General features: G+C 60.2%; 20 protein-coding genes. 5 read left to right on the top strand and 15 right to left on the bottom strand.

What is annotated here, in order from left to right; genetic code table 11:
• Nucleotides 1-21: 21 nt before the first annotated feature.
• On the bottom strand, nucleotides 22-2,304 hold the full coding sequence (locus AC1DE4_RS24430; protein ID WP_477883487.1) for a 4Fe-4S binding protein: 2,283 nt from the start codon (nucleotides 2,302-2,304) through the stop codon (nucleotides 22-24).
• Nucleotides 2,305-2,445: 141 nt separating this feature from the next.
• Here AC1DE4_RS24430 and AC1DE4_RS24425 point away from each other — a divergent pair, with 141 nt between their 5' ends.
• The gene (locus AC1DE4_RS24425; protein WP_477883485.1) at nucleotides 2,446-3,264 is read left to right on the top strand and encodes a ferritin-like domain-containing protein; all 819 of its coding nucleotides are present in this window, start codon (nucleotides 2,446-2,448) and stop codon (nucleotides 3,262-3,264) included.
• Between the two features lie 317 nt (nucleotides 3,265-3,581).
• Here the strand turns inward: AC1DE4_RS24425 and nadC are convergent, their stop codons facing one another.
• The 4 genes from nadC to AC1DE4_RS24405 all read right to left on the bottom strand — a co-directional run bounded on the left by nadC (nucleotide 3,582) and on the right by AC1DE4_RS24405 (nucleotide 7,913).
• A complete protein-coding gene (nadC, locus tag AC1DE4_RS24420; protein WP_025660610.1) occupies nucleotides 3,582-4,433 on the bottom strand; it encodes a carboxylating nicotinate-nucleotide diphosphorylase in 852 nt (283 codons plus the stop codon).
• 1 nt (nucleotide 4,434) lies between these two features.
• Nucleotides 4,435-5,973: an L-aspartate oxidase gene (locus AC1DE4_RS24415; protein WP_025660609.1), complete on the bottom strand. Its 1,539-nt coding sequence runs from the start codon at nucleotides 5,971-5,973 to the stop codon at nucleotides 4,435-4,437.
• Entirely contained in the window at nucleotides 5,970-6,941 is a 972-nt protein-coding gene (nadA, locus tag AC1DE4_RS24410) for a quinolinate synthase NadA (protein WP_025660608.1), read from the bottom strand. The genes AC1DE4_RS24415 and nadA overlap by 4 nt, the downstream gene beginning before the upstream one ends.
• A gap of 69 nt (nucleotides 6,942-7,010) precedes the next feature.
• Entirely contained in the window at nucleotides 7,011-7,913 is a 903-nt protein-coding gene (locus AC1DE4_RS24405) for an NUDIX hydrolase (protein ID WP_025660607.1), read from the bottom strand.
• 369 nt (nucleotides 7,914-8,282) lie between these two features.
• Here AC1DE4_RS24405 and AC1DE4_RS24400 point away from each other — a divergent pair, with 369 nt between their 5' ends.
• Nucleotides 8,283-8,678 (top strand): helix-turn-helix domain-containing protein, encoded by a 396-nt coding sequence (locus AC1DE4_RS24400; RefSeq protein ID WP_025660606.1) that lies wholly within the window; start codon nucleotides 8,283-8,285, stop codon nucleotides 8,676-8,678.
• A gap of 29 nt (nucleotides 8,679-8,707) precedes the next feature.
• On the opposite strand, the gene AC1DE4_RS24395 is transcribed toward AC1DE4_RS24400, so the two are convergent.
• The 6 genes from AC1DE4_RS24395 to AC1DE4_RS24370 all read right to left on the bottom strand — a co-directional run bounded on the left by AC1DE4_RS24395 (nucleotide 8,708) and on the right by AC1DE4_RS24370 (nucleotide 14,531).
• Entirely contained in the window at nucleotides 8,708-8,977 is a 270-nt protein-coding gene (locus tag AC1DE4_RS24395) for a hypothetical protein (protein WP_018858115.1), read from the bottom strand.
• Between the two features lie 65 nt (nucleotides 8,978-9,042).
• Nucleotides 9,043-9,789 carry a TfuA-like protein gene (locus AC1DE4_RS24390; RefSeq protein ID WP_062368969.1) on the bottom strand — a complete coding sequence of 249 codons (747 nt, stop codon included), beginning with the start codon at nucleotides 9,787-9,789 and terminating at the stop codon, nucleotides 9,043-9,045.
• Entirely contained in the window at nucleotides 9,786-11,045 is a 1,260-nt protein-coding gene (locus AC1DE4_RS24385) for a YcaO-like family protein (protein WP_112824038.1), read from the bottom strand. Before AC1DE4_RS24385 ends, AC1DE4_RS24390 begins: the two co-directional genes overlap by 4 nt.
• A 12-nt stretch (nucleotides 11,046-11,057) precedes the next feature.
• Nucleotides 11,058-11,189, bottom strand: a complete 132-nt coding sequence (locus AC1DE4_RS24380) for a hypothetical protein (RefSeq protein WP_007795609.1) — start codon at nucleotides 11,187-11,189, stop codon at nucleotides 11,058-11,060.
• 125 nt (nucleotides 11,190-11,314) lie between these two features.
• Entirely contained in the window at nucleotides 11,315-13,258 is a 1,944-nt protein-coding gene (locus tag AC1DE4_RS24375) for a BTAD domain-containing putative transcriptional regulator (RefSeq protein WP_477883480.1), read from the bottom strand.
• A gap of 232 nt (nucleotides 13,259-13,490) precedes the next feature.
• Nucleotides 13,491-14,531 (bottom strand): glutamine synthetase beta-grasp domain-containing protein, encoded by a 1,041-nt coding sequence (locus tag AC1DE4_RS24370; protein WP_018858119.1) that lies wholly within the window; start codon nucleotides 14,529-14,531, stop codon nucleotides 13,491-13,493.
• A gap of 493 nt (nucleotides 14,532-15,024) precedes the next feature.
• Between AC1DE4_RS24370 and AC1DE4_RS24365 the strand changes: the two genes are divergently transcribed.
• Both AC1DE4_RS24365 and AC1DE4_RS24360 read left to right on the top strand, forming a co-directional pair.
• Complete coding sequence (locus AC1DE4_RS24365) at nucleotides 15,025-15,225, top strand: DUF2735 domain-containing protein (protein WP_025660602.1); 201 nt, start codon at nucleotides 15,025-15,027, stop codon at nucleotides 15,223-15,225.
• A 202-nt stretch (nucleotides 15,226-15,427) separates the two neighbouring features.
• Nucleotides 15,428-16,639 (top strand): TIGR03862 family flavoprotein, encoded by a 1,212-nt coding sequence (locus AC1DE4_RS24360; protein ID WP_477883478.1) that lies wholly within the window; start codon nucleotides 15,428-15,430, stop codon nucleotides 16,637-16,639.
• 82 nt (nucleotides 16,640-16,721) lie between these two features.
• Here the strand turns inward: AC1DE4_RS24360 and panB are convergent, their stop codons facing one another.
• Together panB and panC are read right to left on the bottom strand one after the other, a co-directional pair.
• Nucleotides 16,722-17,543, bottom strand: a complete 822-nt coding sequence (gene panB, locus AC1DE4_RS24355) for a 3-methyl-2-oxobutanoate hydroxymethyltransferase (protein WP_025660600.1) — start codon at nucleotides 17,541-17,543, stop codon at nucleotides 16,722-16,724.
• Complete coding sequence (panC, locus tag AC1DE4_RS24350) at nucleotides 17,543-18,418, bottom strand: pantoate--beta-alanine ligase (protein ID WP_025660599.1); 876 nt, start codon at nucleotides 18,416-18,418, stop codon at nucleotides 17,543-17,545. The genes panB and panC overlap by 1 nt, the downstream gene beginning before the upstream one ends.
• A gap of 383 nt (nucleotides 18,419-18,801) precedes the next feature.
• On the opposite strand from panC, the gene AC1DE4_RS24345 reads away from it, so the two are divergent.
• The gene (locus tag AC1DE4_RS24345; protein ID WP_025660598.1) at nucleotides 18,802-19,467 is read left to right on the top strand and encodes a J domain-containing protein; all 666 of its coding nucleotides are present in this window, start codon (nucleotides 18,802-18,804) and stop codon (nucleotides 19,465-19,467) included.
• A 12-nt stretch (nucleotides 19,468-19,479) separates the two neighbouring features.
• On the opposite strand, the gene AC1DE4_RS24340 is transcribed toward AC1DE4_RS24345, so the two are convergent.
• Nucleotides 19,480-20,475, bottom strand: coding sequence for a Tim44 domain-containing protein (locus AC1DE4_RS24340; RefSeq protein ID WP_025660597.1), 996 nt, complete (start codon nucleotides 20,473-20,475; stop codon nucleotides 19,480-19,482).
• Nucleotides 20,476-20,561: 86 nt separating this feature from the next.
• On the bottom strand, nucleotides 20,562-21,020 hold the full coding sequence (locus AC1DE4_RS24335; RefSeq protein ID WP_112824032.1) for a YbaK/EbsC family protein: 459 nt from the start codon (nucleotides 21,018-21,020) through the stop codon (nucleotides 20,562-20,564).

Below are 21,020 nucleotides of genomic sequence, written 5' to 3'. Positions count from 1 at the left end.
GCGTCTCCTTGGTGGGTGTGTTCACGCCGGCTGATCCGACGCGGAATCTGCTTTCTTGATTGGAGTACCCTTGTAGGTAACCTCGACCTTCTTCTTGGTGGTGACCTCTCCTCTGGATTCAGGTGTCGACAGCGCCATGAACTTCTCGCGCTTGAGGCGCACCTGGATCATGTGCGGGCAGCGGTGGTCGTCCTGGTACAGCTCCTGGCAGTGCATGCAGTAGATGCACTCGTTCACATTGATCTGACCTTCGGGATGAATGGCCTGAACCGGGCATTCCTTCGCGCAACGCTGGCACGGCGAGCCGCATTCAGGCCAACGCTTCAGCCACTCGAACATCCTGATCCGCCCAGGAATGGCGAGCGCTGCGCCCAGCGGGCACAGGTAACGGCAGTAAAAGCGCTCGATGAAGAGTCCGGCGACCAGAAGTGTGACCGCGAACAGTACGAACGGCCACTGGCGTGCAAACTTCAGGATGATCGCAGTCTTGAAGGGCTCCACCTCGGAGAACGTCTCGGCAAGAGCCATCGAATAGAAGGAAAGGCCGAAGAGACCGAGGAAAATGATGTACTTCAATGGCCAGAGACGCTCGTGCAGACCCCATGGCAGCTTGACCTGCGGCACCTTGAGCTTCTTGGCGACGTTACTGGTAAGCTCCTGCAGTGCACCGAACGGGCAAAGCCACCCGCAGAAGGGTCCGCGGCCCCAGAACAAGAGCGCCGCCGCAACCGCTGCCCAGAGCAGGAAAATGAGCGGGGCTGCCAGGAAGAACTGCCAATTGAACCCCGTCACGAGAGCATTGGCAAAGGTGAACACATTGACGACCGAAAGCTGCGCGTTGGCGAACCACCCCAGCCAAACAAGGGTAAATAGCAGATAGCCGTTCCGGACGTAGGCGAACAGTTTCGGCCGGCGGACAAGCCAGTCCTGAAAGAAGAAGATTGCCGTCAGCGTCAAAAGCGCACCGATCGTTATCGCGATCTTGACGCGGCTTCCCTGCCATATCGATATCCAGAGCGGAGCTTCGCCCTCGTCGACGGTTGCTTCTGGCTGCGGCACGCGCGGCGCTGTGGAGACCGGGGCGGCAGCAGGCGTCTGGCTTGCTTTCTCGACCTTCACATAGGGTGTGGGGAGCGAGTAGCCGAGGTTATAGGGTAGCACGGCCTTCTGTGTGCCCTCGCCGGCGCGCTGTACCAGGAGCTGCAGCTCCCAGGGTTCGGTTACATCGAAGGTGAAATCCTTGGGAACGGCGAAGAGGGCGATTTCCCTCAGTCGGGGCGCGCCGGCTGCTGCGAGCGCCGGGATGCGGGTATGGTCGTGGTCGTGGAATCTGACACCTTGCCCGTCTTGAAGGAGTTCGATCCGATCGAAGATCCCGCCGCGCACATATCCTGACCCCTTGAAAGAGTAAGCACCGTCGCCGGCAACGAGGATTGCTGCCTGATCCGGCTGCAGTTGCTTGCGAAGCCGTTCATACAGGGTGTCACCGAGCAGGCTCCGGCCAATGATTGGAACGCTGACCGGAGCAACGTAGAGATCAATGAATCGTTCGGTTTCAGGCGTCGCTTCCGGTCTTGCGGCAGCCGCGTCCTTATTCGATGTGCGGAAAGCCTCCGAGACCTCACCCACTGTCAGCCGCAGGCTGCGGATCGAACCGTCTCCAAGGAGCGTTTCCCAATCCTGCGTGCCTACCTTTGCCTCGTCGACACGCTTGACTTCCGTTGCGACCGACGTTCCGGCGGTTTGCTGCTGACTGTCGAGCCGATGGGCACGAATAAGCTTCACGGCCGAGCGGACTACACTATCCCCCATGACCAAGACGGTTACTGTCGCACCGCTGACGATGTCGACCTGCGGCGGACGATCGAGGCCAGCGGCGACACGTCCGAGATCTTTGCCGATGATCGAATTCAACGCCGCAACGACACGGGCCTGCGGAATGCCAATGAGGACGATCGGTTCCTTGTGATCGACGAGCTTGATACCGCGAATGACGCCATTGGCCGCAATGCCAACCACGATGTGGATTGGTTTTCCGGAATAGCCGGCGGACGCCGTGAAGTCCGAATTCAGGTAGGCGTAACCAAGAACCTCGCTCCCGCGGAACACCGGGGCGATCGGAGGCTCTCCCTGCGGCGGGCCAAAGCTGTCCGCTCCCTCGAAAAGTTCTGAGGGCTCTACCTTTTGGATGTAGGTCGCAAGCTGATCAGCGGCGCTGCAAGCAACGGCAGAAAACCAGATTGCAGCAAGCACGAGTAGCGCTTGCAAGCAGGCTTGCAGCCAAGGTCTCGATTTCAAAAGCATTCTTCCCCGTACACCCACGTTGGCGGTTTACGGTGAAAGGTGTAGTCGCGACGCAGCAGCCCATCTTTGACATGTATCAAACGGGAAAATCTTTCCTTCTGATAACCGTTTCCGCAAGACGGCGCGTCTCAGGAGCGAACCATGACAGAATTGCCAAGAGAACCGATGACCATCCGTTCGATGCCCGAGTTGCTGGCAACGGCGAAGGCTATGGAGACCGAAGCCATTGCTGGCTACGAGACGCTGGCGGACCATATGCGTCGATCGCGAAAGCCCGACCTGGTTGCCGTGTTCGAACGCCTGGCTGCAGAGGAACGTGGCCATCTTGCTTCCGTAGAGGATTGGTCAGGTCAAATGGGAATGGCCAGCGTCGCTGCGGGCGGCGAACCGGAGGACGTCTTTGACGATGAAGGTATGAACCTCACGGACCCCGCGCTGCTTTCGGCCTATCGGGCCTTTTCGGTGGCTGTGCGAAACGAGGAACGGGCCTTCCTCTTCTGGACGTATGTTTCCGCCCACGCGCCGACACAGGAGATTGCCGAAGCGGCGGAACGTATGGCGCGCGAGGAACTCGGGCACGTCTCTGTTCTACGCCGCGAACGGCGTTTGGCCTTCCATCTTCAGAAGCACGCGCAGACTGAAACGATCCTCCTGCGCGAAGTTGAAACCAGACTTGACGCTCACCTTCGGACATTAGTTCAAAATGATCATCCGCCCTCGCGAGAGCCGACGACACTGCGACAGAACGGCTGGGCGCAGCGCGTTGCAGCCTTCGGGGGACGCATATTGAAGTTTGAGAACTCGATGGGGGTGGCAGATATCCCACCCACTGCGCTAGCAGAACTGCTTCTTGATTTTTATCTCGGCGAGGCGGAGCGATCCAGGGATGAGCAGACCCGTGACCTCGCTCAGCTTTACGCGGGTCAGCTCGTCGCGACCTTGGCATTGTTGCGACAATGATGACGATGTAGCGGCTGCTCATGGATGAACAGGCAAGGGTCGAAGAACTCCTATGGGCTTCCAGCCTGCCTGCTCGCCGAAAAGAACGCCGAACACCTCCGCAGGATGCTCGATCGCCTGAAACGGAAGCGCGCATCCTTCGACTATTCAGGTCGAGGAAAGAACCTCGTGTCGGCGCAGCCAACGCTCATCTCTGAAACCGAATATCGCGCCTGGACACATGACGGGATACTCCGGGCCGTCTCAAGCCGGTCCTTCCGGTCTTCGTGGCGCGCCGCAGAAATCGTGACACGCGACGAATTTGCCAACGATATCGGTCAGCCTTGCACGTCGAGCCCGATATCCAGCGTCGGCGCGCTGTGCGTACACCAGCCAACAGAGATGAGGTCAACGCCTGAGGCGGCGACCGCGGCAACCGTTGAAAGCGTTACTCTTCCCGACGCTTCGGTGATCGCGCGACCATCGACGATTGCGACGGCCTCGCGCAGCTGCGCCGGCGTCATGTTGTCGAGCAAGACCGCATCAACACCCTCTCGCATCGCTTCACTGAGCTGCTCGAGCGTATCCACTTCGACCTCGATCTTGACCATGTGCCCAACGCCCGCCCGGGCACGACGGATCGCCTCGGCCACGCCGCCGGCAATCGCCACGTGATTGTCCTTGATCAGGACGGCATCATTAAGCGCGAACCGATGGTTCATGCCCCCGCCGGCGCGCACCGCGTATTTTTCCAGGCCCCGCAGCCCAGGTGTCGTCTTGCGGGTGCAGGCAATCGACGCCTTCGTGCCCCTGACCGCCTCAACCAAGCTTTCCGTCACCGTCGCAATCCCGGACAGATGTCCAAGAAAGTTCAGCGCCGTGCGCTCCCCCGTCAGCAACCCACGCGACGGTCCGGTGATCTCCGCGATGATGTCACCGGGCCTGACCGGGGATCCATCCTCCATGTAACGGGCCATGGTGATCGTTGGCTCGACCAGCTGGAAGGTGAGTTCAGCCGCATCCAGGCCTGCGACGACACCGGGCTGCCGCGCCACCATAACCAGAGACGAGCGATGATCGGCGGGGATGACCGCCGCCGAGGTAATGTCGCCGGCAAGGCCGAGATCCTCAACGAGGGCAGTGCGCACCATCGGTTCGATAATGAGGCGCGGCAAAGGGGCAAGGGACATATCAGGCACTCCGGGCGAAAGAATGGGTGGCGGCATGTGCGACATCGAGCACATCGGCAAATGTCATGAAGCGGCGTTCGGCGACAGGCAGCTTCAGCGGAAAATCGGTGCGGGCATGGGCACCGCGGCTTTCCTTGCGCAGCATTGCGAAGACGGCAATTGTCAATGCGACGATCGCCGGGTCAGCAGCGGGTCCGTCGGATGCCGCGAGCGGCAGCAGGGTGGCGATCGCACCCTGGAGAGCCCCAGCATTGCGCAGCACGCCGAGGTGACGCGACACGATCGCGCGCACCGCCGACGCATCCGGTGCCGGCCCGGCTGAGACTGTCGGGGCCGCCCGAACGGTGCCGGGCAATGTCGCTCCAATATCACGGGCGGCCCGAATACCAAGGGCTGCCGCCTCGAGCAGCGAATTGCTGGCCAGACGATTGGCGCCGTGCAGCCCGGTCGAGGCGGCCTCGCCGATGACCCAAAGACCGGGGAGCGAACTGCGCCCCGTCAAATCGGTCGCAACACCGCCCATGTGGTAGTGGACGGCGGGGCGCACTGGAATGAGATCGATTGCCGGGTCGATTCCGGCGTCCTGACAGAGTGCATGGATCGTTGGAAAGCGGGAGGCAAAGCGATTGCCGAGCGCAGCACGGGCGTCGAGAAAGACACGCCGCCCCAGCGAGAGCTCGGCGCTGATGGCGCGCGCAACGACGTCGCGCGGAGCAAGCTCGGCGCCGTCGAAACCGGTCATGAAGCGCTCACCCCTGTCGTTGACGAGAACAGCTCCTTCGCCGCGCACGGCCTCGCTGACAAGCGCCAGGGGCCGTCGCGCAGAGTCAAGGCCGGTCGGGTGAAACTGCACGAATTCCATATCGGCAAGCCTTGCCCCTGCCCTTGCCGCCAGCGCGATCCCCTGGCCGAAATTGCACATCGGATTGGTCGTGGCATCGTAGAGTCCGCCGATCCCACCTGTGGCCAACACCACTCTGTTGGTCATGATGGCAGCGGTTTGCCCTCCCCGGTTGACGACCACCCCGTTGACAGATCCATCATGGGTCAGAAGCGAGCGCACCTCGGTTGCATCGAGCGTGGTAATCGAGGGCGTGTTGGCGATTGCCTCCACCAGAGCGGCGATAATCGCAGCACCCGACCCATCCCCGGATACATGCACGATGCGTCGACGCGAATGTGCCGCCTCAAGGCCAAGGACCAGACGACCCTGACTGTCCTGATCAAAAGCAACGCCGGCGCGCTCCAGGGCGGCGATGACGGCCGACCCCTCTTCGATGATCTCGGACGCGGCTTGCGGATCGCACAGGCCGTCGCCGGCAGCAAGTGTATCGGACAGATGCAACTGGATGCTGTCATTCTCGCCAAGGCTTGCGGCAATCCCCCCTTGCGCCCAGGCGCTCGAGGTCTGCGCACCAATGGCGCCGCGGGTAATGAGCACAACCGGCTGCGGCGCCAGCGTCAGCGCCGTCATCATACCGGCGAGCCCGCTTCCCACGACGACGACCTGCCCGCTCAATGACCCGAGAAGCGCGGTCATATCGCAAGCATCCGCTCGACCGCACGCCTTGCAGAAACGGCAACTTCAGGGTCGACGGTGACCTCGTGGCGGTTTTCCTCGAGTGCAGCGCGGATATTGGCGAGCGTGATCCGTTTCATGTGCGGGCAAAGGTTGCAGGGGCGGATGAACTCAACATCGGGATGGTGCACAGCGACGTTGTCGCTCATCGAGCATTCGGTGAGGAGCACGACACGGGCCGGACGCTGCTGGCCGACAAAATCCGACATCACCGCCGTCGACCCGGCAAAATCCGCCTCGGCCACGACATCCGGAGGACATTCGGGATGCGCCAGCACCGTCAACCCGGGATAATTCTCACGAAGCTGTCTGACATCATCCGCCGTGAACAGTTCATGGACCTCACAATGACCATGCCAGGCAAGCACCTCGACCGACGTTTCGCGGGCGACGTTTCGGGCGAGATACTCGTCTGGAATCATCAGCACGCGCGGCACGCCGAGCGACTCGACAACCTGCCTGGCATTTCCCGATGTGCAGCAAATGTCCGATGCCGCCTTCACGGCCGCCGAGGTGTTCACATAGGTAATAATAGGCACGCCGGGGTGAGCTTGGCGTAGAAGCGCCACATCCTCGGGCGTGATTGAATCCGCCAGCGAGCAACCGGCCCCCATATCCGGGATGAGCACCGTCTTGTCGGGATTGAGGAGCTTGGCCGTTTCGGCCATGAAATGCACACCGGCAAGCACGATGATATCCGCCTCGACGTCAATTGCCTTGCGCGCCAGCGCCAAGCTGTCGCCGACGATATCGGCGACCCCGTGGAAGATTTCCGGCGTTTGATAGTTATGCGCAAGAATGACGGCGTTTCGCCGCCGCTTCAGCTCAAGGATCGCCTCGACATCGTCTTGGAACGACATCCACTCCGCCTTGGGGATAACACGACGAACGCGCTCGTAGAGCGAGGATGCGGAAACGCTGTGGTTCATGGCCGGCTCCTATTTATACTCAATCAGAGCATATCTAGAGCGCATAGATATTCTCGTTGTGAGCATATGTCAATTGCGGGAGATTGGCAGCTTTGATCCGGCGAGCGCGCGTTCTTCCAGGACAGCATGGCGATAACGGAAAAGCTTTGCGGGGCGTCCGCCCGTTTCGCTCGTCGTCTCGCCGGTTTCCTCGACAAGTTCCTGCTGCTCGATCAGCCGGCGGAAATTCTGCTTGTGCAGCGTCAGCCCGGCAAGCGCTTCGACACTGCGCTGCAACTGCAGCAGCGTGAAGCTCACCGGCATCAACTCGAAAACGACCGGGCGATACTTGATCTTCGCACGCAATCTCGCAATGCCTGTCGCAAGGATACGCCGATGGTCCGCGAACATTGCCCGGCCCGGATTGGTTTCGGCTGCGCAGCCCGACTCGCTCACAACGCCAGCTTCATAGAGGAGCTCGTAACGCTGCAATACAAGATCCTCGTTCCATGAGGCCTCGCCGAGCCCAAAGGCGAAATTTGCCCGACGGATCCGATCCTCACGACGGGACGGATCACGCTCGGCCCACGCCATAAGGCAGCCGACCAGGTGGTCGAGGACCACCGGTCGCCCGGTACGCCAGTCTTCCCACGGAAAATAGCCGTACCAGCCCTGCCAGCCGGGTCGGCCGCCTCCTGGCGTCGCTTGCTCATGCACAAGGCCGAGGTAGCTGATCGAAATCGTCCGGCCACCCATGATCTCGTTGTTTCGATCGCGGTCGGCGAAGGTATAGAGCTGCTCCAGGTAGCCGACCGGATGGCCCGTCTGCTCCTGAACCCATTCGCGCAGACCGCTTTGCAGTGTGCGATGTCCCATTTCGAACGGACCGGACGGCAGTGCATCGCCGGATCGGATCGTCATGACACGCGGTTCGCCACCCGTTACCGCAACCAGTACGGCTATCAATTCGGCATGGGCAAACCCGATCGTCACGGCAGCTACGAATCCATCTGTATCGACTGATCTATCAGTGGCATACCACATCGCGCCGCGAAAGCGCTCCGGAGTTTGGAGGCGGAAAGGCTCGCCAGCACACAGGATTGCCGCTACCCCGACGCGGGGGAATCCGTCAACTTAAAACGGCCGGCTGCGCACGACCTGTGGTTGCTGCTCCCCGTGACAGAAATTTGCGATTTAAACCCCTCGCAAATCGGGCCGAAAGCCGAATATCCAATATGTTGCCCATAGGCTCTCTATGCGGGATAAAAAACACATCAACGCAATTGATCCGTTCAATTATCTCCGTTAGGTTGATTGCTGGCATAATAGTCGCGTAACAACCGGCGTTGGAAGGAGAGAGCGATGAAGGAAGGTCCCCATGCAGTTGATGTTCACGTCGGGAAGACAATCCGCATAAAGCGTCTGATGCGTAAAGTATCGCAGACCGAACTTGGTGATCGGGTTGGCGTCACCTTCCAGCAGATCCAAAAATATGAAAAGGGATCAAACCGCGTTTCAGCGAGCATGCTGGTCGAAATTGCCGGTGCCCTCGATGTCGACGTCCGATCTTTCTTCGAGGACGTCAACCCAAACTCGGCCAACGATAATCCAACGCCCAGCGAGGAATTCGTTGTTTCCCGCGACGGCGTGCTGCTCAATGCCGCTTTCCTGTCGATCAAGAACGAGCAAGTTCGCAAGAAGATCGTAAAGCTCGTACAGGCAATTGCCGGCATGGAACAGCTGGACGACGGCGAGTAAAGGCGCAGTCCCAACGTCACCCCGGTCCGTCAGTGGCAGTCGAGAAGCACTAGATTCTCGCTGGCATCCTTCATTGCGACCTGCGTCTTGGTGCCGATCAGCTTTTCGAGGTTGACGTCGAGCTCCCGTTCGGGGTCAATCCCGTCCCAGTCGATGACCACCTGAAGAAGAGCCATGTTGGTCAAGTGCATCAGATTGTTCAGCTTGAGCTTCTGGGCCTCATCCTTTGCCGCCGAGAGCAACCGGAAGATTCTCGCGTACTCGCTACCCGTACCCTCGTCCCGCGTCAGAATGTTCATTGTCACTGCCTTCTCCAATGATGAGCCTTCCGGGCTTCAGCGATATCCATCATTCAGGTCCGGCGTTACTTGGGCGTTACAGGCGTGACAGCACCTGTGACTTCCGCCCGCAAAAGCTCCCAATGCGAGGTGGCGGCGAAGCCCCAGTCACGCGGCTGGGGAGCAAACCTCACCTCCAGCAGATATTGCAGGACGAGTTCGGCGTCCTGACGCTTCCGCTCGACCTTTCCGGCGCGAATCAGCCGCAGGATCTCCTTGGCACGGCCGTCACCGGAAAGGGTGCAGCCTTCGACGACCTTGGGATAGGTACGCTCTGAGAAATGGATCGAACGGCCCGCGAGCAACAGCATCTTGTGCTCGGCAGGCGAAAGTGCGCCCTGCCGATAGAGACCGTCGATCGTCGGCTGAAAATCCACCCACGGAACCGAAAGCGGCAACCAGCCGAGCTCTTCCGGCGCATGCACGAGCGCGACGGCCTCGTCATCGATCAGGCGACCCTCGGCATAGTCCTCGTAGATCGTGCCGACCCCAACCATCCCGAACGCGTCGCATTCGGCTGCGCGAAGCGCGCCCATGCTGGCACCTCCGACAACGATGACATTGTGCTGCAGCCCATAAAGGATTTCCTTGTGCCACACAGAAGGCACTTCCCCGAAGTAGCCGTCAACAATCCCGATCGCATGCGCTCCATCTCGCACCGCCTGGAATATGTCGCCGCGTGCAGCCGGCCCACGAAAGAGGATCGACGGATTCTCGACCCGAAGCCTATCGATGTCGGCGCCAAAACTCGGACCGCCAAAAATGACCTTCATTGCATCGCTCCCTGCATGGCGCTCACGGCCCGCAATCCGAGTTGAATGAATTCGCCGCTGACATCCACCTCGAGGCCAGGAACGATCATACGAACGACCGAGACCGGCAGACCCGGATGGGAAAGCGGCACGGCCACCACCTGATCGATGCCCCTCGACCTGAGGCGATCGAGAATGCGGCCGATGTTTTCCTGCATGGTGCGCTGCGGGGCTTCGAGAGAGAATTTGGGAGTAACCGGGGCTTCGTCGCAGAGATTGATGAGCTCTTGCATCGGGCCACCATCATCGAGCCTCTGATAGAGACGCGGGGAAAAGTCGTCACGACTGCCGGCAATCGCCGTCAGTCGGCTCTGTGCGGCCTCGGTGATTGCTCGCAGTGCTGCGCGAACAGGATCAGGATGGCATCCGCATCCCCCGCAAACATGGGTCCAGCGGGCATCCACGCGCTCGCCGAGATTGCCGGGAATGATAACTGCCAGAAAGCTCGGAACGCCAATATCGGTCGTCATGTCGAGCAGCAACAGACGCATTCCAGCGCGACGGATGCGATCGACAATGATATCGAGCACAGGGTCGCCGAACGCGATCGGATCAATCCGCGCGCCGCGCAGCTGTTCATAGGGACGCAACTGCGTCAGCGCCCAAGCGTCGCGTTCAACCAGTTCACAAAGACCGTGAAGCACGGCTTCCGCCGGCCGGTTTCCGGAAGCGAGACCGTCGCTCGACTGCTCGAAACCCGACGGCCGGGTGCCCCGATGGTCGAGGCCGACGAGCGGCCAGGGAACGAAGACCGGACGGTTGGACATGATATCGAGGCCCTCGCCCCAGGCGATCGGCTCGGAACCAATCTCCGAAGGGACACAACGGGCCACCGAATCAAGGTCGATCATCGGCGCATGCTCAGCCCTCATGCCGGCGACGGTCGCAATGACAAGGTCGCTTGGCTGGCTCTCGGCAACACGCGTCTCCACCGCCTCCATCGCAGCCGAGGTCATTGCCGCCTCCTCGTCGATGCCCTTTCCCTGGAAGACGGAGAGCGTATAGCTGTTCGGTCGCGTGGCAAAGGCAACGGGGATCTCAAGGAGATCCAGCGCGGTGAGCAGACCCACCCTTGTAATGCCGAGTTCCTTGAAATGCGGCTTGATCGCCGCGAATGTCTGCCCAGGTGTCAACGAGCGGTCGTGATAGCTGTTGATGCCGGCCGATGAGAGGCTGAGATCTTGCGCCAGGCGCTCGAGTGAGGTCTGAACAGACATTCGCATCAATCCTCAACGGAACTTCAGGGCGTGAACGATATTCGCCGTCGCGTTCGTGTCGAGCTGCACTGCTTCCTGCTTCAGGACGGCCTGAGCGGCTGCCGAAAGACGGACTGCAACGGGCTTGATCTGTGTCGTCGTCATTGTTTCATCTCCTGTTTGAAAACAGCATTGCGCTGCGGACACAGAGAAGATGCACCAACGGGCGTTATTTCGGCGTGACCGAGATTCTCATCAGAAAAGAGGGAAAACGCCGAAGTTGTAGCGCTTCAGGACAGTCCGGCGATGCGAAGACCGTCGATCAGCTGACGCGTGTCCTCCGGATTGCGATCCGGCACGAATTGCCAGACGTCATCGGTACGGAAATCCGGGAAATTTTCGAGGACAATGGCGGCATAACGCGACGCGGTCCGGAGGTCGCCGTTCTTCGCATGAGCTGCGGCCAAGAGGCGCGAGGTCGCCGGACGATCCTTGACGCGATCGAGTACCTCGATCGCCTTTGCGTAATTTTCCTGGACGAAGTGAATGCCACCGAGGTTCCAGTAGTAGTAATCCGGAGGCAGCGGATTGAGCTTGATCGCCGCCAGGCTCAACTCCAGTGCCCTGTCACTCTGTCCGTCATGCAAAAGCGCATCCGCATGGTCGGCGAGGATATCGGCGTCATTCGGGTTGAGCATCTGCGCTTCCGCGAAGAAATCGAGGCTGTCGCTGAAGCGGCGACGGTAAAGAGCGACAAAGCCCAACTCACGCATCGCCCGCCCGCTATTGGGGTCGGTGTCGCGCGCAAGCCAGGCGGACCGGTCGGCATCCTCCAGTAATTGCGTGTCCTTCATCCCGCGCACCAGCCACTCCATGCCGAGCACGCGGGCCATTCCGGCGTGCGCGGATGAGAATCTGTCGTGACGGGCCAGCGCCGATTTGAACCATTTGCGCGCCTGCCGCAGATGCTGCAGATCCGTCTTCGAAACGAGACGCTTTCCTTCAAGGTATAACCGGTATGCCGACGGGTTGACGTCGTGCGTCATGTCCAGAAGCTCGCGGCGCTCGATCGTGTCGGCAAGCGTCATCACGATACGCCGCGCAAGCTGCCCGAAGGAGTGATTGACCTTCTGCATGGCGAGCGGCAGGTCGATTGCCCACAGCACCTCGGCCGTTGAGGTCTTCGTCAATCGGCAGGTCGCATAAATGTCGTCATCACGGCCATGGATGGTGACATAGACCGTATAGTCAAAGCGCAGTTCGGGCGGCGTTGGAGCAGCAATGCCCGCAAGATTGCGATTGACGATTTCCAGACTGGTATGAGCGGCAATAACCTTGAACCCACGTTGCTGGCTCAGGCCGATCGTTACCTCTTCCAGCAAGGCTCGCCCCACACGCTGCAGCATCGGGTCAGACAAAATCGAATCCGGCGGCAAAATGAGGACACGGGGCTGCCCGACCGGGTCGGTGGGCGCGATCGTTGGCACAGTCATGGGCGAACTGGCCAGCATTGCTGGAGCGATGATGCCGAGTTCCTGCGCGAGGGCCTGCGTCACGCCATCCGGTTCCGCACCATATTCGGTTTTCAGCTCACCGCGGCAGCGAAAATATGCCTGGCGCGCGGCTGCAAGATCTTCCGCGTCAACGTGCCTTTTCATCAGCGCCCGGCAAGCGACCTCGTTGGCAGGGTCGGCCTCGACGAGCAGACCCGCGAGGAAGAGGACATCGTCGGAGGTTCGCTTTTCCGGCGTTTCAAGCAGTGAAATGATATGGGCTTCGCGACGGTCGGCGATGCGCTGTCGCTCCACACCGATGCGCTCTTCCGCTTCAATCGTCGGCGCCTTGAACCCCTCGAGGAGTTCGCCGCCAAGCAAATCCCACGCAGGACGTGGCAACGGCGCGGCCGTATTGGTCAAGACCAGAACGTCGGCATTCCATCCCTCGTCGTTGAACGAGACATGGCTGTTGGTCGCCTTGACAAGGCGGGGCATATCATCGGGAATGYTGCGATCGATACGCGCAAGTAGCTGGCGCAAGCTGCCGGCACGCTGTTTGGATTGATCCGATTGCCAGAGTATGCCGCGCAGGATCTCGCGGTCCATGGAATATTGCGGCGCGCACACCAGAAGGGCGAGCAACGCATAGGCCTTCTCCGGCAACGCAATCTCGTGCCCCTCTGCAAAAAGTGCAGGCGTTCCGAGCAAGCGGAGGAAGTGGCTGTGTTTCCCTGTCACGGCAACTCGCGATTGGAGGATCCGCCAGGAGTATAGGACCAAACACCGACAACGCAAAAGGATTATACTTGTCCGGCTGGACTTTTCAACCACCGGGTGATTTTGGTGGATGGATCGCAGCGGCGCGTGCGAGGGCGTTTCCGCTGCAAATTCGGTGTCAGCGGGCCGCCAGTCAAGGAAATGGCGCCGATCAGCCGACCGGCGCCACCAAATCTAACGCAAGATTGCTGGCTTAGGCCGCGGCCGAAGCAAAACCGGCAGTCGGAACTTCCGAGATCGTCTTCAGAACCTGCGAAGCGATCTGGTAAGGGCAACCCTGAGAGTTCGGACGACGATCTTCCAGATAACCGCGATAGCCATTCTTGACGAAGGAATGCGGAACGCGGATCGAGGCACCACGGTCAGCAACACCGTAGGAGAACTTGTTCCACGGAGCCGTCTCATGCTTGCCGGTCAGGCGCTTGTCGTTATCAGGGCCATAGACGTTGATGTGGTCCATCAGGTTCGCTTCGAATTGCGCCATCAGCGCTTCGAAATAAGCCTTGCCGCCGACTTCGCGCATGAACTTGGTCGAGAAGTTGCAGTGCATGCCCGAGCCGTTCCAGTCTGTGTCGCCGAGCGGCTTGCAGTGATACTCGATGTCGATGCCGTACTTTTCCGTCAGGCGCTGCAGCAGATAGCGTGCCATCCAGATCTGGTCGGCAGCCTTCTTTGAGCCCTTGCCGAAGACCTGGAACTCCCACTGACCCTTCGCCACTTCGGCATTGATGCCTTCGTGGTTGATGCCAGCTGCGAGGCACAGATCAAGGTGCTCCTCGACGATTTCGCGAGCGATCGAACCCACGTTCGAGTAGCCAACGCCGGTGTAGTACGGACCCTGCGGAGCCGGATAGCCGGTTTCCGGGAAACCGAGCGGACGACCGTTCTCGTAGAAGAAATATTCCTGTTCGAAACCGAACCATGCGTCTTCGTCGTCGAGGATGGTGGCGCGGCTGTTGGACGGATGCGGGGTGACGCCATCGGGCATCATGACTTCGCACATGACGAGAACGCCGTTGGTGCGCGCCGGGTCCGGATAGATCGCGACCGGCTTCAGCACGCAGTCAGAACTGCGGCCTTCGGCCTGCATCGTGGACGAACCATCGAAGCCCCAGAGCGGGAGTTGCTCGAGCGTCGGGAAAGCGTCGAATTCCTTGATCTGCGTCTTGCCGCGGAGATTTGGTACCGGGGTGTACCCATCGAGCCAGATGTACTCGAGCTTATACTTGGTCATTTGCGAGTCTCTCAAACATAAATCGTGAGCAAAACCTCACGCGAACCGACCGTTGAAGCGACCAGGCCGCGAAGGGCTGCCAAATGATATGCACGTCGCGTGCCAGTTTGGTTTGAACGGCATCGCGAACTGTTCAAAGCTCGCCGGTCGATCGGCGGGCTGCAGGCTAGTTGGCCGTGATCGTGGGCGTGGAACTGATAGCGGACTCAATCATTTAGTCGCCAGGGAAATGGTTGGCGCATCGGTCGAGAAGCTCCGATGGCGGGGCGCCTTCAAGTGCAACATTTTTTTCGCACCCACCTTACAATGATTACTACTTATGCATTTGCCTATATTTTGAACCTTCAAGGATTCTGATATAAACCGCAGCAAATTTGAATGCTCATTATTCTGACAAATATTGCACCTTTTTCAATCATATCGCGCAAATCATGTGCACATGTGCTATCGTCGCGTCGACGTCTTCGGAGGCAGGTGAACAAGGAGGCACAAAATGGCCGTTGGTGTGCATCACGAGACTGCAACGATCCACGCATTTCCACAGAAGCGCTTTGGCGCAGGCGAAACACGTCAAACTGATATTGAACAGGGGATGACTCCATCCGTTTACGAAAGTTGCTGGTATCACGAAGAGGCAATGAAAAAAGCCGAGACACCTGCAAAGCCGAAATTCACGCCCCGCATCGTGGATTGATCTTCGCCCAAACGATGCCAGCCATGTTACAGCGGCGCTTAAGGCGGCGTGCCCAACTGTCCGCAGGCGCGCGTTCTGCAGAACAAAGCCCCATTTAAATGCACAGGATGTACTGGAGCATCCATACCCATCGCAGCGCTCTTGCACATGACGCTCGCGCGGGCCATGAGAGAGTTTGCAGATCGAGCCTGGGCAACACTTCATGGTCAAGAAGCAAATCGCGATCCTCGGCGGCGGGCCGGCAGGCCTGATGGCCGCTGAAAGCCTGTCGTCGGCCGGGCACACCGTCACAGTCTATGAAGCGATGCCGACCGTTGCGCGGAAGTTTCTCCTTGCCGGCAAGTCCGGGCTAAACATCACCCACTCCGAGGACTACGATCGCTTTGCGTCACGCTTCGGCACGTCGAATGCCCGCCTGCGCCAAGCGCTGGACGGCTTCAAGCCGTCGGAAGTGAGAGCCTGGGCCGCAGGGCTTGGCACCGAAACATTCGTCGGATCTTCGGGTCGGGTGTTTCCAACGGCCATGAAAGCCTCGCCGCTCCTGCGCGCCTGGCTGCGAAGGCTTGAGGCGCAAGGTGTTCAGATCCTCACCCGGAACCGCTGGACCGGTTTTTCGGATGGAGGCTATGCGATCGAGGCAAGCGGGGCTGCACATGTGGTCAAACCAGATGCAGCCCTGCTCGCACTTGGCGGGAAGAGCTGGCCACGGCTTGGTTCCGATGGAAGCTGGCTGCCATGGCTGAGAGAGAAGACCATCGCCATCGATGAGTTTCAGCCTGCCAACTGCGGCTTCGATGTCGATTGGAGCGAGCACCTGAGGGAGCGTTTTTCCGGTGAGCCGGTCAAATCGGTCACGGCAACCTCAAGGGTCGGCACCATTCCGGGAGAATTCGTGATAACCCGGCATGGCATCGAGGGCAGCCTCGTCTACGCCCACGCGGCCGCGCTGAGAGAGAGCTTGGCGGCTGGCGAAACCACAACGCTTGACGTCGATTTGGTGCCGGCACGCACACAGGAGCGCATCGCCAACGCGCTTGGAAAGCAAGATCCAAAAGCAAGCCTGTCAAACCGGCTCCGCAAGGCAGTTGGCCTCGATGGCGTGAAGGTGGCGCTTCTGCGAGAGCTCGCAAGTGCCACGGACCTCAATGATCCCGATCGACTGGCGCGTCTGATCAAGGCCCTGCCGATCCCCGTTCAAAGAACGCGCCCGATCGCCGAGGCGATTTCCTCGGCAGGTGGCGTCGAGTGGGGGGAGATTGACCGGAACTATATGCTGAAGGCACTCCCCGGCCTTTTCGTCGCAGGTGAGATGATCGATTGGGAAGCCCCTACAGGCGGCTATCTTCTAACAGCATGCTTCGCCACCGGCCGGGCCGCCGCGCGAGGGATCGACGCCTGGCTCCGCGAACGCTAAACGCCCCAATCCGTGTTCCAGCGCCTATGGCGGTAGCCCTCGCCGCCCCATGACGTACGGGATCACAGGTGGCGACTGGACACTATGACTTGCGTTGGAACGTATGTTCCTTGGTGGGGAACTGCCCGGTGCGGACCTCCTCGGCGTAAGCTTCGACGGCTTGAGACACCAGAGGGCTCAAATCAGCATAGCGTTTCACGAAGCGCGGTTTGAAGTCGTTGAAAAGCCCCAACATATCGTCCGACACGAGTACCTGCCCGTCACAGGCAGGGGATGCGCCGATGCCGATCGTCGGCACGGGAATGGAAGCCGTGATGTCACGAGCAACGGGCTCGACGGTTCCCTCGACCACGACCGCAAAGGCACCGGCTTCTGCGACTGCCAGTGCATCGCGCCTGATCTTTGCCGCCTCCTCATCGGAATGGCCGAGCGACCGGAAGCCACCGGCGGTGTTGACGAGCTGGGGCATCAGCCCCACGTGACCGAAGACCGGAACGCCTCTTGCTGTCAGGAACGCAATCGTCTGCGCCATTTCCTCTCCGCCTTCCAGCTTGATGCCGTCGCATCCGGTCTCCTGCATCAGCCGGACGGCGCTTCGAAAGGCCTGTTCCTTTGATTCCTGGTAACTACCGAAGGGCAGATCGACGATGACGCAGGCACGCGATACGCCGCGCATAACGGCGCGGCCATGGGCAGCCATCATGTCGAGCGTCACGCCAACTGTTGTTTCCATGCCGTAAAGGACCATCCCCAGCGAATCGCCAACCAGGAGAAGGTCGCAGTGTGGATCGAGCAGGCGGGCGATCGGCGTCGTATAGGCCGTCAGGCAGACGACACGGTCCTTGCCCTTCATCGCCCGAATCGAGGCTGTCGTCAGCCGCTTCTGCTTGCTGTGGGTGCTCACTACGCTGCCCTCGAATTCTTGACCGATTTGAGCCCGATGATCTTGTTGTCGAGAAGCCGCGTCGTGCCGACACGCACGAAAAGCGCGACAAGGGCAGGCGCCGATTGCAGCGAGGATAATCGTTCCAGGGTTTCCGGGTGCCGCACCGCGACCACTTCAGGCGTGGCGAGCGGCTCCGTCGCGATGAATTGCCTCAACGCAGCCTCCAGCTCCTCGGGACTATCGCAGCCCTTCGCATAGAGCTGCTCGGCTTGCGCCAGCGCATTCGGCACGACAATGGCCGCCGCCCGCTCACGCTCGCTGAGATAGACGTTGCGCGACGAGCAAGCCAGGCCATCGGTCTCCCGTACGGTCGGCACGGCAACGACACGAACCGGCTGGGCGAGATCCCTGACCATCCGCTTGATGAGCGCCACCTGCTGGTAATCCTTCTCGCCGAAATAGGCACGATCCGGCTGCACGAGGTTGAAGAGCTTCGTCACAACGGTCGCGACACCCGCGAAATGTCCGGGGCGGACCTCCCCTTCCAGTTGGTTTCCGAGTGCCGGCACATCGACGACCGTCAGCATCGGCTCCGGATACATTTCGCTGACATCGGGTGCAAACAGGATATCGACGCCGGCGGCCTCAAGCATCGCGCTGTCGCGCGTCAGGTCACGCGGATATTTGGCGAGATCCTCATTGGCCCCGAACTGCAGCGGATTGACGAAGATGGATACAACGCTCGCCTCGTTTTCGGCGCGCGCGCGCCTGACCAACTCCATGTGTCCGACGTGCAGGAAACCCATCGTCGGCACAAAGCCGATCGTCTTGCCGTCGCGCCGATAGGCACCAAGCTGATCGCGCAATTCTGCGATCTTGCGGATAGTGCGCATGAAACCTCCTCCGAATTCTCCGGGACCTCCAGGAGGGGCCGGACAAATGGTGGCGGATAGAACTCGATTTGACGAAATGCGTCAACGCGGGCCGCGGGATTATATCGATTAAGCAGCAGACTGGGCATGGGTTATTTTCAGCGCGAGCGCGATGACGCGCCTGGCATGCTCAAAGGGCGAGGGTGTTGAACGGGTGAATGGGGCGGTGGATCTCCATCAACCGCAATCGCGCGTCCGATAACCGTGTCATGCCTGCATTGAATCAGGGGATTTTGTTTATTCTTTTTGTCCAAACTCCGCCCCAGTGATGGTAGAAGAAGGCCTCGATGGACGAATGCCCTTCATGGGTGTCACGGCAATGTCCGAACAGCGACGGAGGGATGGTGACCAATCCTTATGAGATTCTTGGGGTCCGGCGAGACGCGACCGACGAACAGGTGAAGGCTGCTTATCGGCGTCGCGCAAAGGCGACGCATCCGGACTCTGGTGGCGACCCGGAGGCGTTCAGCCGCGTCCAGAAGGCCTACGAGCTTCTGTTGGATCCAGTTCGCAGAAAGGTCTTCGATGACACCGGCTACGATGTCGAACTGGCCGATCCCGTCGATCTGCAGGCACTTATCGTCATCGAAAAGCTCGTCAATCAACTGACCCTGGACGAACGCGAGCCAGGCACGTTCGATCCCCTCGCCCGCATGCGGTCCGACCTTTCCGAGGAAATGCGAAAGGCGCGTTTCAGCAAAAGAGAACTCGAGCGCCACGCCTCACGGATCGAACATCACCTGGAGCGGCTGGAGAAGCGACCGGCCACCGACATCCTCGGTTCCATGTTGCGCGCACGGATCAAGGCGATTTCGACTGCAATCGGCGAAACCGAGGCGAAGATCAAGGCCAATGATCGCGCCTGTGAAATGCTTTACGACTATACCTATGAAGTAGACGTTCAGGAAGGCGAAGAGGGCCTTGCCGTGGAGGACCAGTCGGCGCCGGCCCTGCGAGGCAAACGTGACGATCGCCCGCTTTGGGTCGTGCCGACTGCCCAGGAAGGTTGATGCGACGCGAGGTTACGCGGCGCGCTGCTCCGTGCCTTGGATCGCGGCAAGCTTCCACTCGTCCGCCCCCTTGCGGACGAAGGTCCAGACTTCCGTTGTTTCCGTAGGTCGACTGTTGTCCCCGCTGACGAGCTTGCCATTTGCCCGCTCAACAAGCGCATCGACAGACGAATAGCGCATCGCGAGCGTCGCGTAGTCCGCGCCATCCTCCCGCCAGGCTTCCGCAATATCGCCCTGCAGCAGCTTGACGTTGGAGACTTCGTTGCGCACGCCGTTCGTCGCATTCTCCCCCAGTTCCTCGGCCAGGTAGGACATGGCCTCCGGTGTCGTCAGACGACGCAATGTGCCGTAGTCTTCGGCACCATAAGCGGTCTGCACCTCCGTCAGCAGTTGCTCGAAGCGGTCAAGATCGCGTGGACTCAAACCGAGCTCGTCATTTGGTTTCGCGCTTGCCTGTGGCTGTTGATAGCCCAGCCCCGATCCAATCGACGGGATCTGAAACGACCCGTTGCCGGCTGGAGTCATATTGCTAGCCGTTGCGCGACCAGAACCCCCGTAGGCCGGTTGGCGGCGATTGGCGAAGAAGCGCATGGCAAAGGAAATCGCAATCGCAATCAGAGCGATTTGCAGCAACATGCCGAGGAAGCCGAAGCCGCCACCAAAACCGTGGCCGAGCAACATGCCAAGAAGACCGCCAGCGATGAGGCCGCCGATCATCGACCGTCCGAAGCCGTTGAAGAAGCCGGGCCTCTGCGCGCCGAGCGGTTGCTGGCCGGCATACGGCGCGTTGGTCTGCGGGCGAGGCGTCATCGACCGCTCAATCGGTGCGGCAGGCGACGGGGCGGTGCGGGTAACGGGCGGCGCCTGGAAGGTCCGTGTACCACGGCTGCCGAATCCGAAGCCGCCAGCCCGGCGCGCATCAGCCTCGCCGATCGAGGCAAACACGGTAGCGCCTGTCAGAGCGGCAATCGCCGCAATCTTGGCAAAACGCGAAACGGCACTCGGCATCCAATCTCTCCTGTCATGACAAATGATGCATGTCGGGAGCTTATATAGGGATTGCCCCGCGGGTTTGAAGCCTTAGGGGACGATCTTCATTGGCAGACATCGACCCAGGTTGCCTTGGTGAGTTCGGCCAAGCGTTCGGTCGATATGCGTACAGCTGAATTGGTGGAGCCGGCTGCCGGTACCACCTCGTCAAATTGCCTCAGCGAGACGTCGCAATAAATCGGCATAATCGTTTGTAAACCGAAGGGGCAGACACCCCCCACGGGATGGCCGGTAACCTCCACGACCTCGTCTGGCCCAAGCATCCGGCCCTTGCCCCCGAAGGTATCCTTGAACTTCCTGTTGTCGAGCCGCGCAAGCCCGCCGGCAACGACAAGCATCGTTTTCTCACCGACACGCAGGCAGATCGTCTTGGCTATCTGGGCGGGATCGACCCCATGCGCCTCCGCAGCCAGCGCCACCGTCGAGGAACTTTCGGCGGTTTCGATGATCTCGACGTCGGGAGCATAGGCGCGGAAGAACGCGCGAACGGTTTCTAGACTCAT

Source organism: Rhizobium sp. 10N414, from assembly GCF_056394785.1.
The sequence above is the reverse complement of the archived record's forward strand: the minus strand, read 5'-3'. Positions and strand labels throughout refer to the sequence as shown.

Excerpts from the sequence above, each read along its gene's own strand:
- AC1DE4_RS24365 (WP_025660602.1), top strand. The coding sequence starts at position 15,025 with ATGGCCGTTGGTGTGCATCACGAGACTGCAACGATCCACGCATTTCCA.
- AC1DE4_RS24335 (WP_112824032.1), bottom strand. The coding sequence starts at position 21,020 with ATGAGTCTAGAAACCGTTCGCGCGTTCTTCCGCGCCTATGCTCCCGAC.
- AC1DE4_RS24415 (WP_025660609.1), bottom strand. The coding sequence starts at position 5,973 with ATGACCGCGCTTCTCGGGTCATTGAGCGGGCAGGTCGTCGTCGTGGGA.
- AC1DE4_RS24390 (WP_062368969.1), bottom strand. The coding sequence starts at position 9,789 with ATGAAGGTCATTTTTGGCGGTCCGAGTTTTGGCGCCGACATCGATAGG.
- AC1DE4_RS24430 (WP_477883487.1), bottom strand. The coding sequence starts at position 2,304 with ATGCTTTTGAAATCGAGACCTTGGCTGCAAGCCTGCTTGCAAGCGCTA.
- AC1DE4_RS24380 (WP_007795609.1), bottom strand. The coding sequence starts at position 11,189 with ATGACGACGACACAGATCAAGCCCGTTGCAGTCCGTCTTTCGGCAGCC.
- AC1DE4_RS24360 (WP_477883478.1), top strand. The coding sequence starts at position 15,428 with ATGGTCAAGAAGCAAATCGCGATCCTCGGCGGCGGGCCGGCAGGCCTG.
- AC1DE4_RS24395 (WP_018858115.1), bottom strand. The coding sequence starts at position 8,977 with ATGAACATTCTGACGCGGGACGAGGGTACGGGTAGCGAGTACGCGAGA.
- AC1DE4_RS24370 (WP_018858119.1), bottom strand. The coding sequence starts at position 14,531 with ATGACCAAGTATAAGCTCGAGTACATCTGGCTCGATGGGTACACCCCG.
- AC1DE4_RS24385 (WP_112824038.1), bottom strand. The coding sequence starts at position 11,045 with ATGTCTGTTCAGACCTCACTCGAGCGCCTGGCGCAAGATCTCAGCCTC.
- nadA (WP_025660608.1), bottom strand. The coding sequence starts at position 6,941 with ATGAACCACAGCGTTTCCGCATCCTCGCTCTACGAGCGCGTTCGTCGT.
- nadC (WP_025660610.1), bottom strand. The coding sequence starts at position 4,433 with ATGTCCCTTGCCCCTTTGCCGCGCCTCATTATCGAACCGATGGTGCGC.
- AC1DE4_RS24340 (WP_025660597.1), bottom strand. The coding sequence starts at position 20,475 with ATGCCGAGTGCCGTTTCGCGTTTTGCCAAGATTGCGGCGATTGCCGCT.
- panC (WP_025660599.1), bottom strand. The coding sequence starts at position 18,418 with ATGCGCACTATCCGCAAGATCGCAGAATTGCGCGATCAGCTTGGTGCC.
- AC1DE4_RS24425 (WP_477883485.1), top strand. The coding sequence starts at position 2,446 with ATGACAGAATTGCCAAGAGAACCGATGACCATCCGTTCGATGCCCGAG.
- AC1DE4_RS24400 (WP_025660606.1), top strand. The coding sequence starts at position 8,283 with ATGAAGGAAGGTCCCCATGCAGTTGATGTTCACGTCGGGAAGACAATC.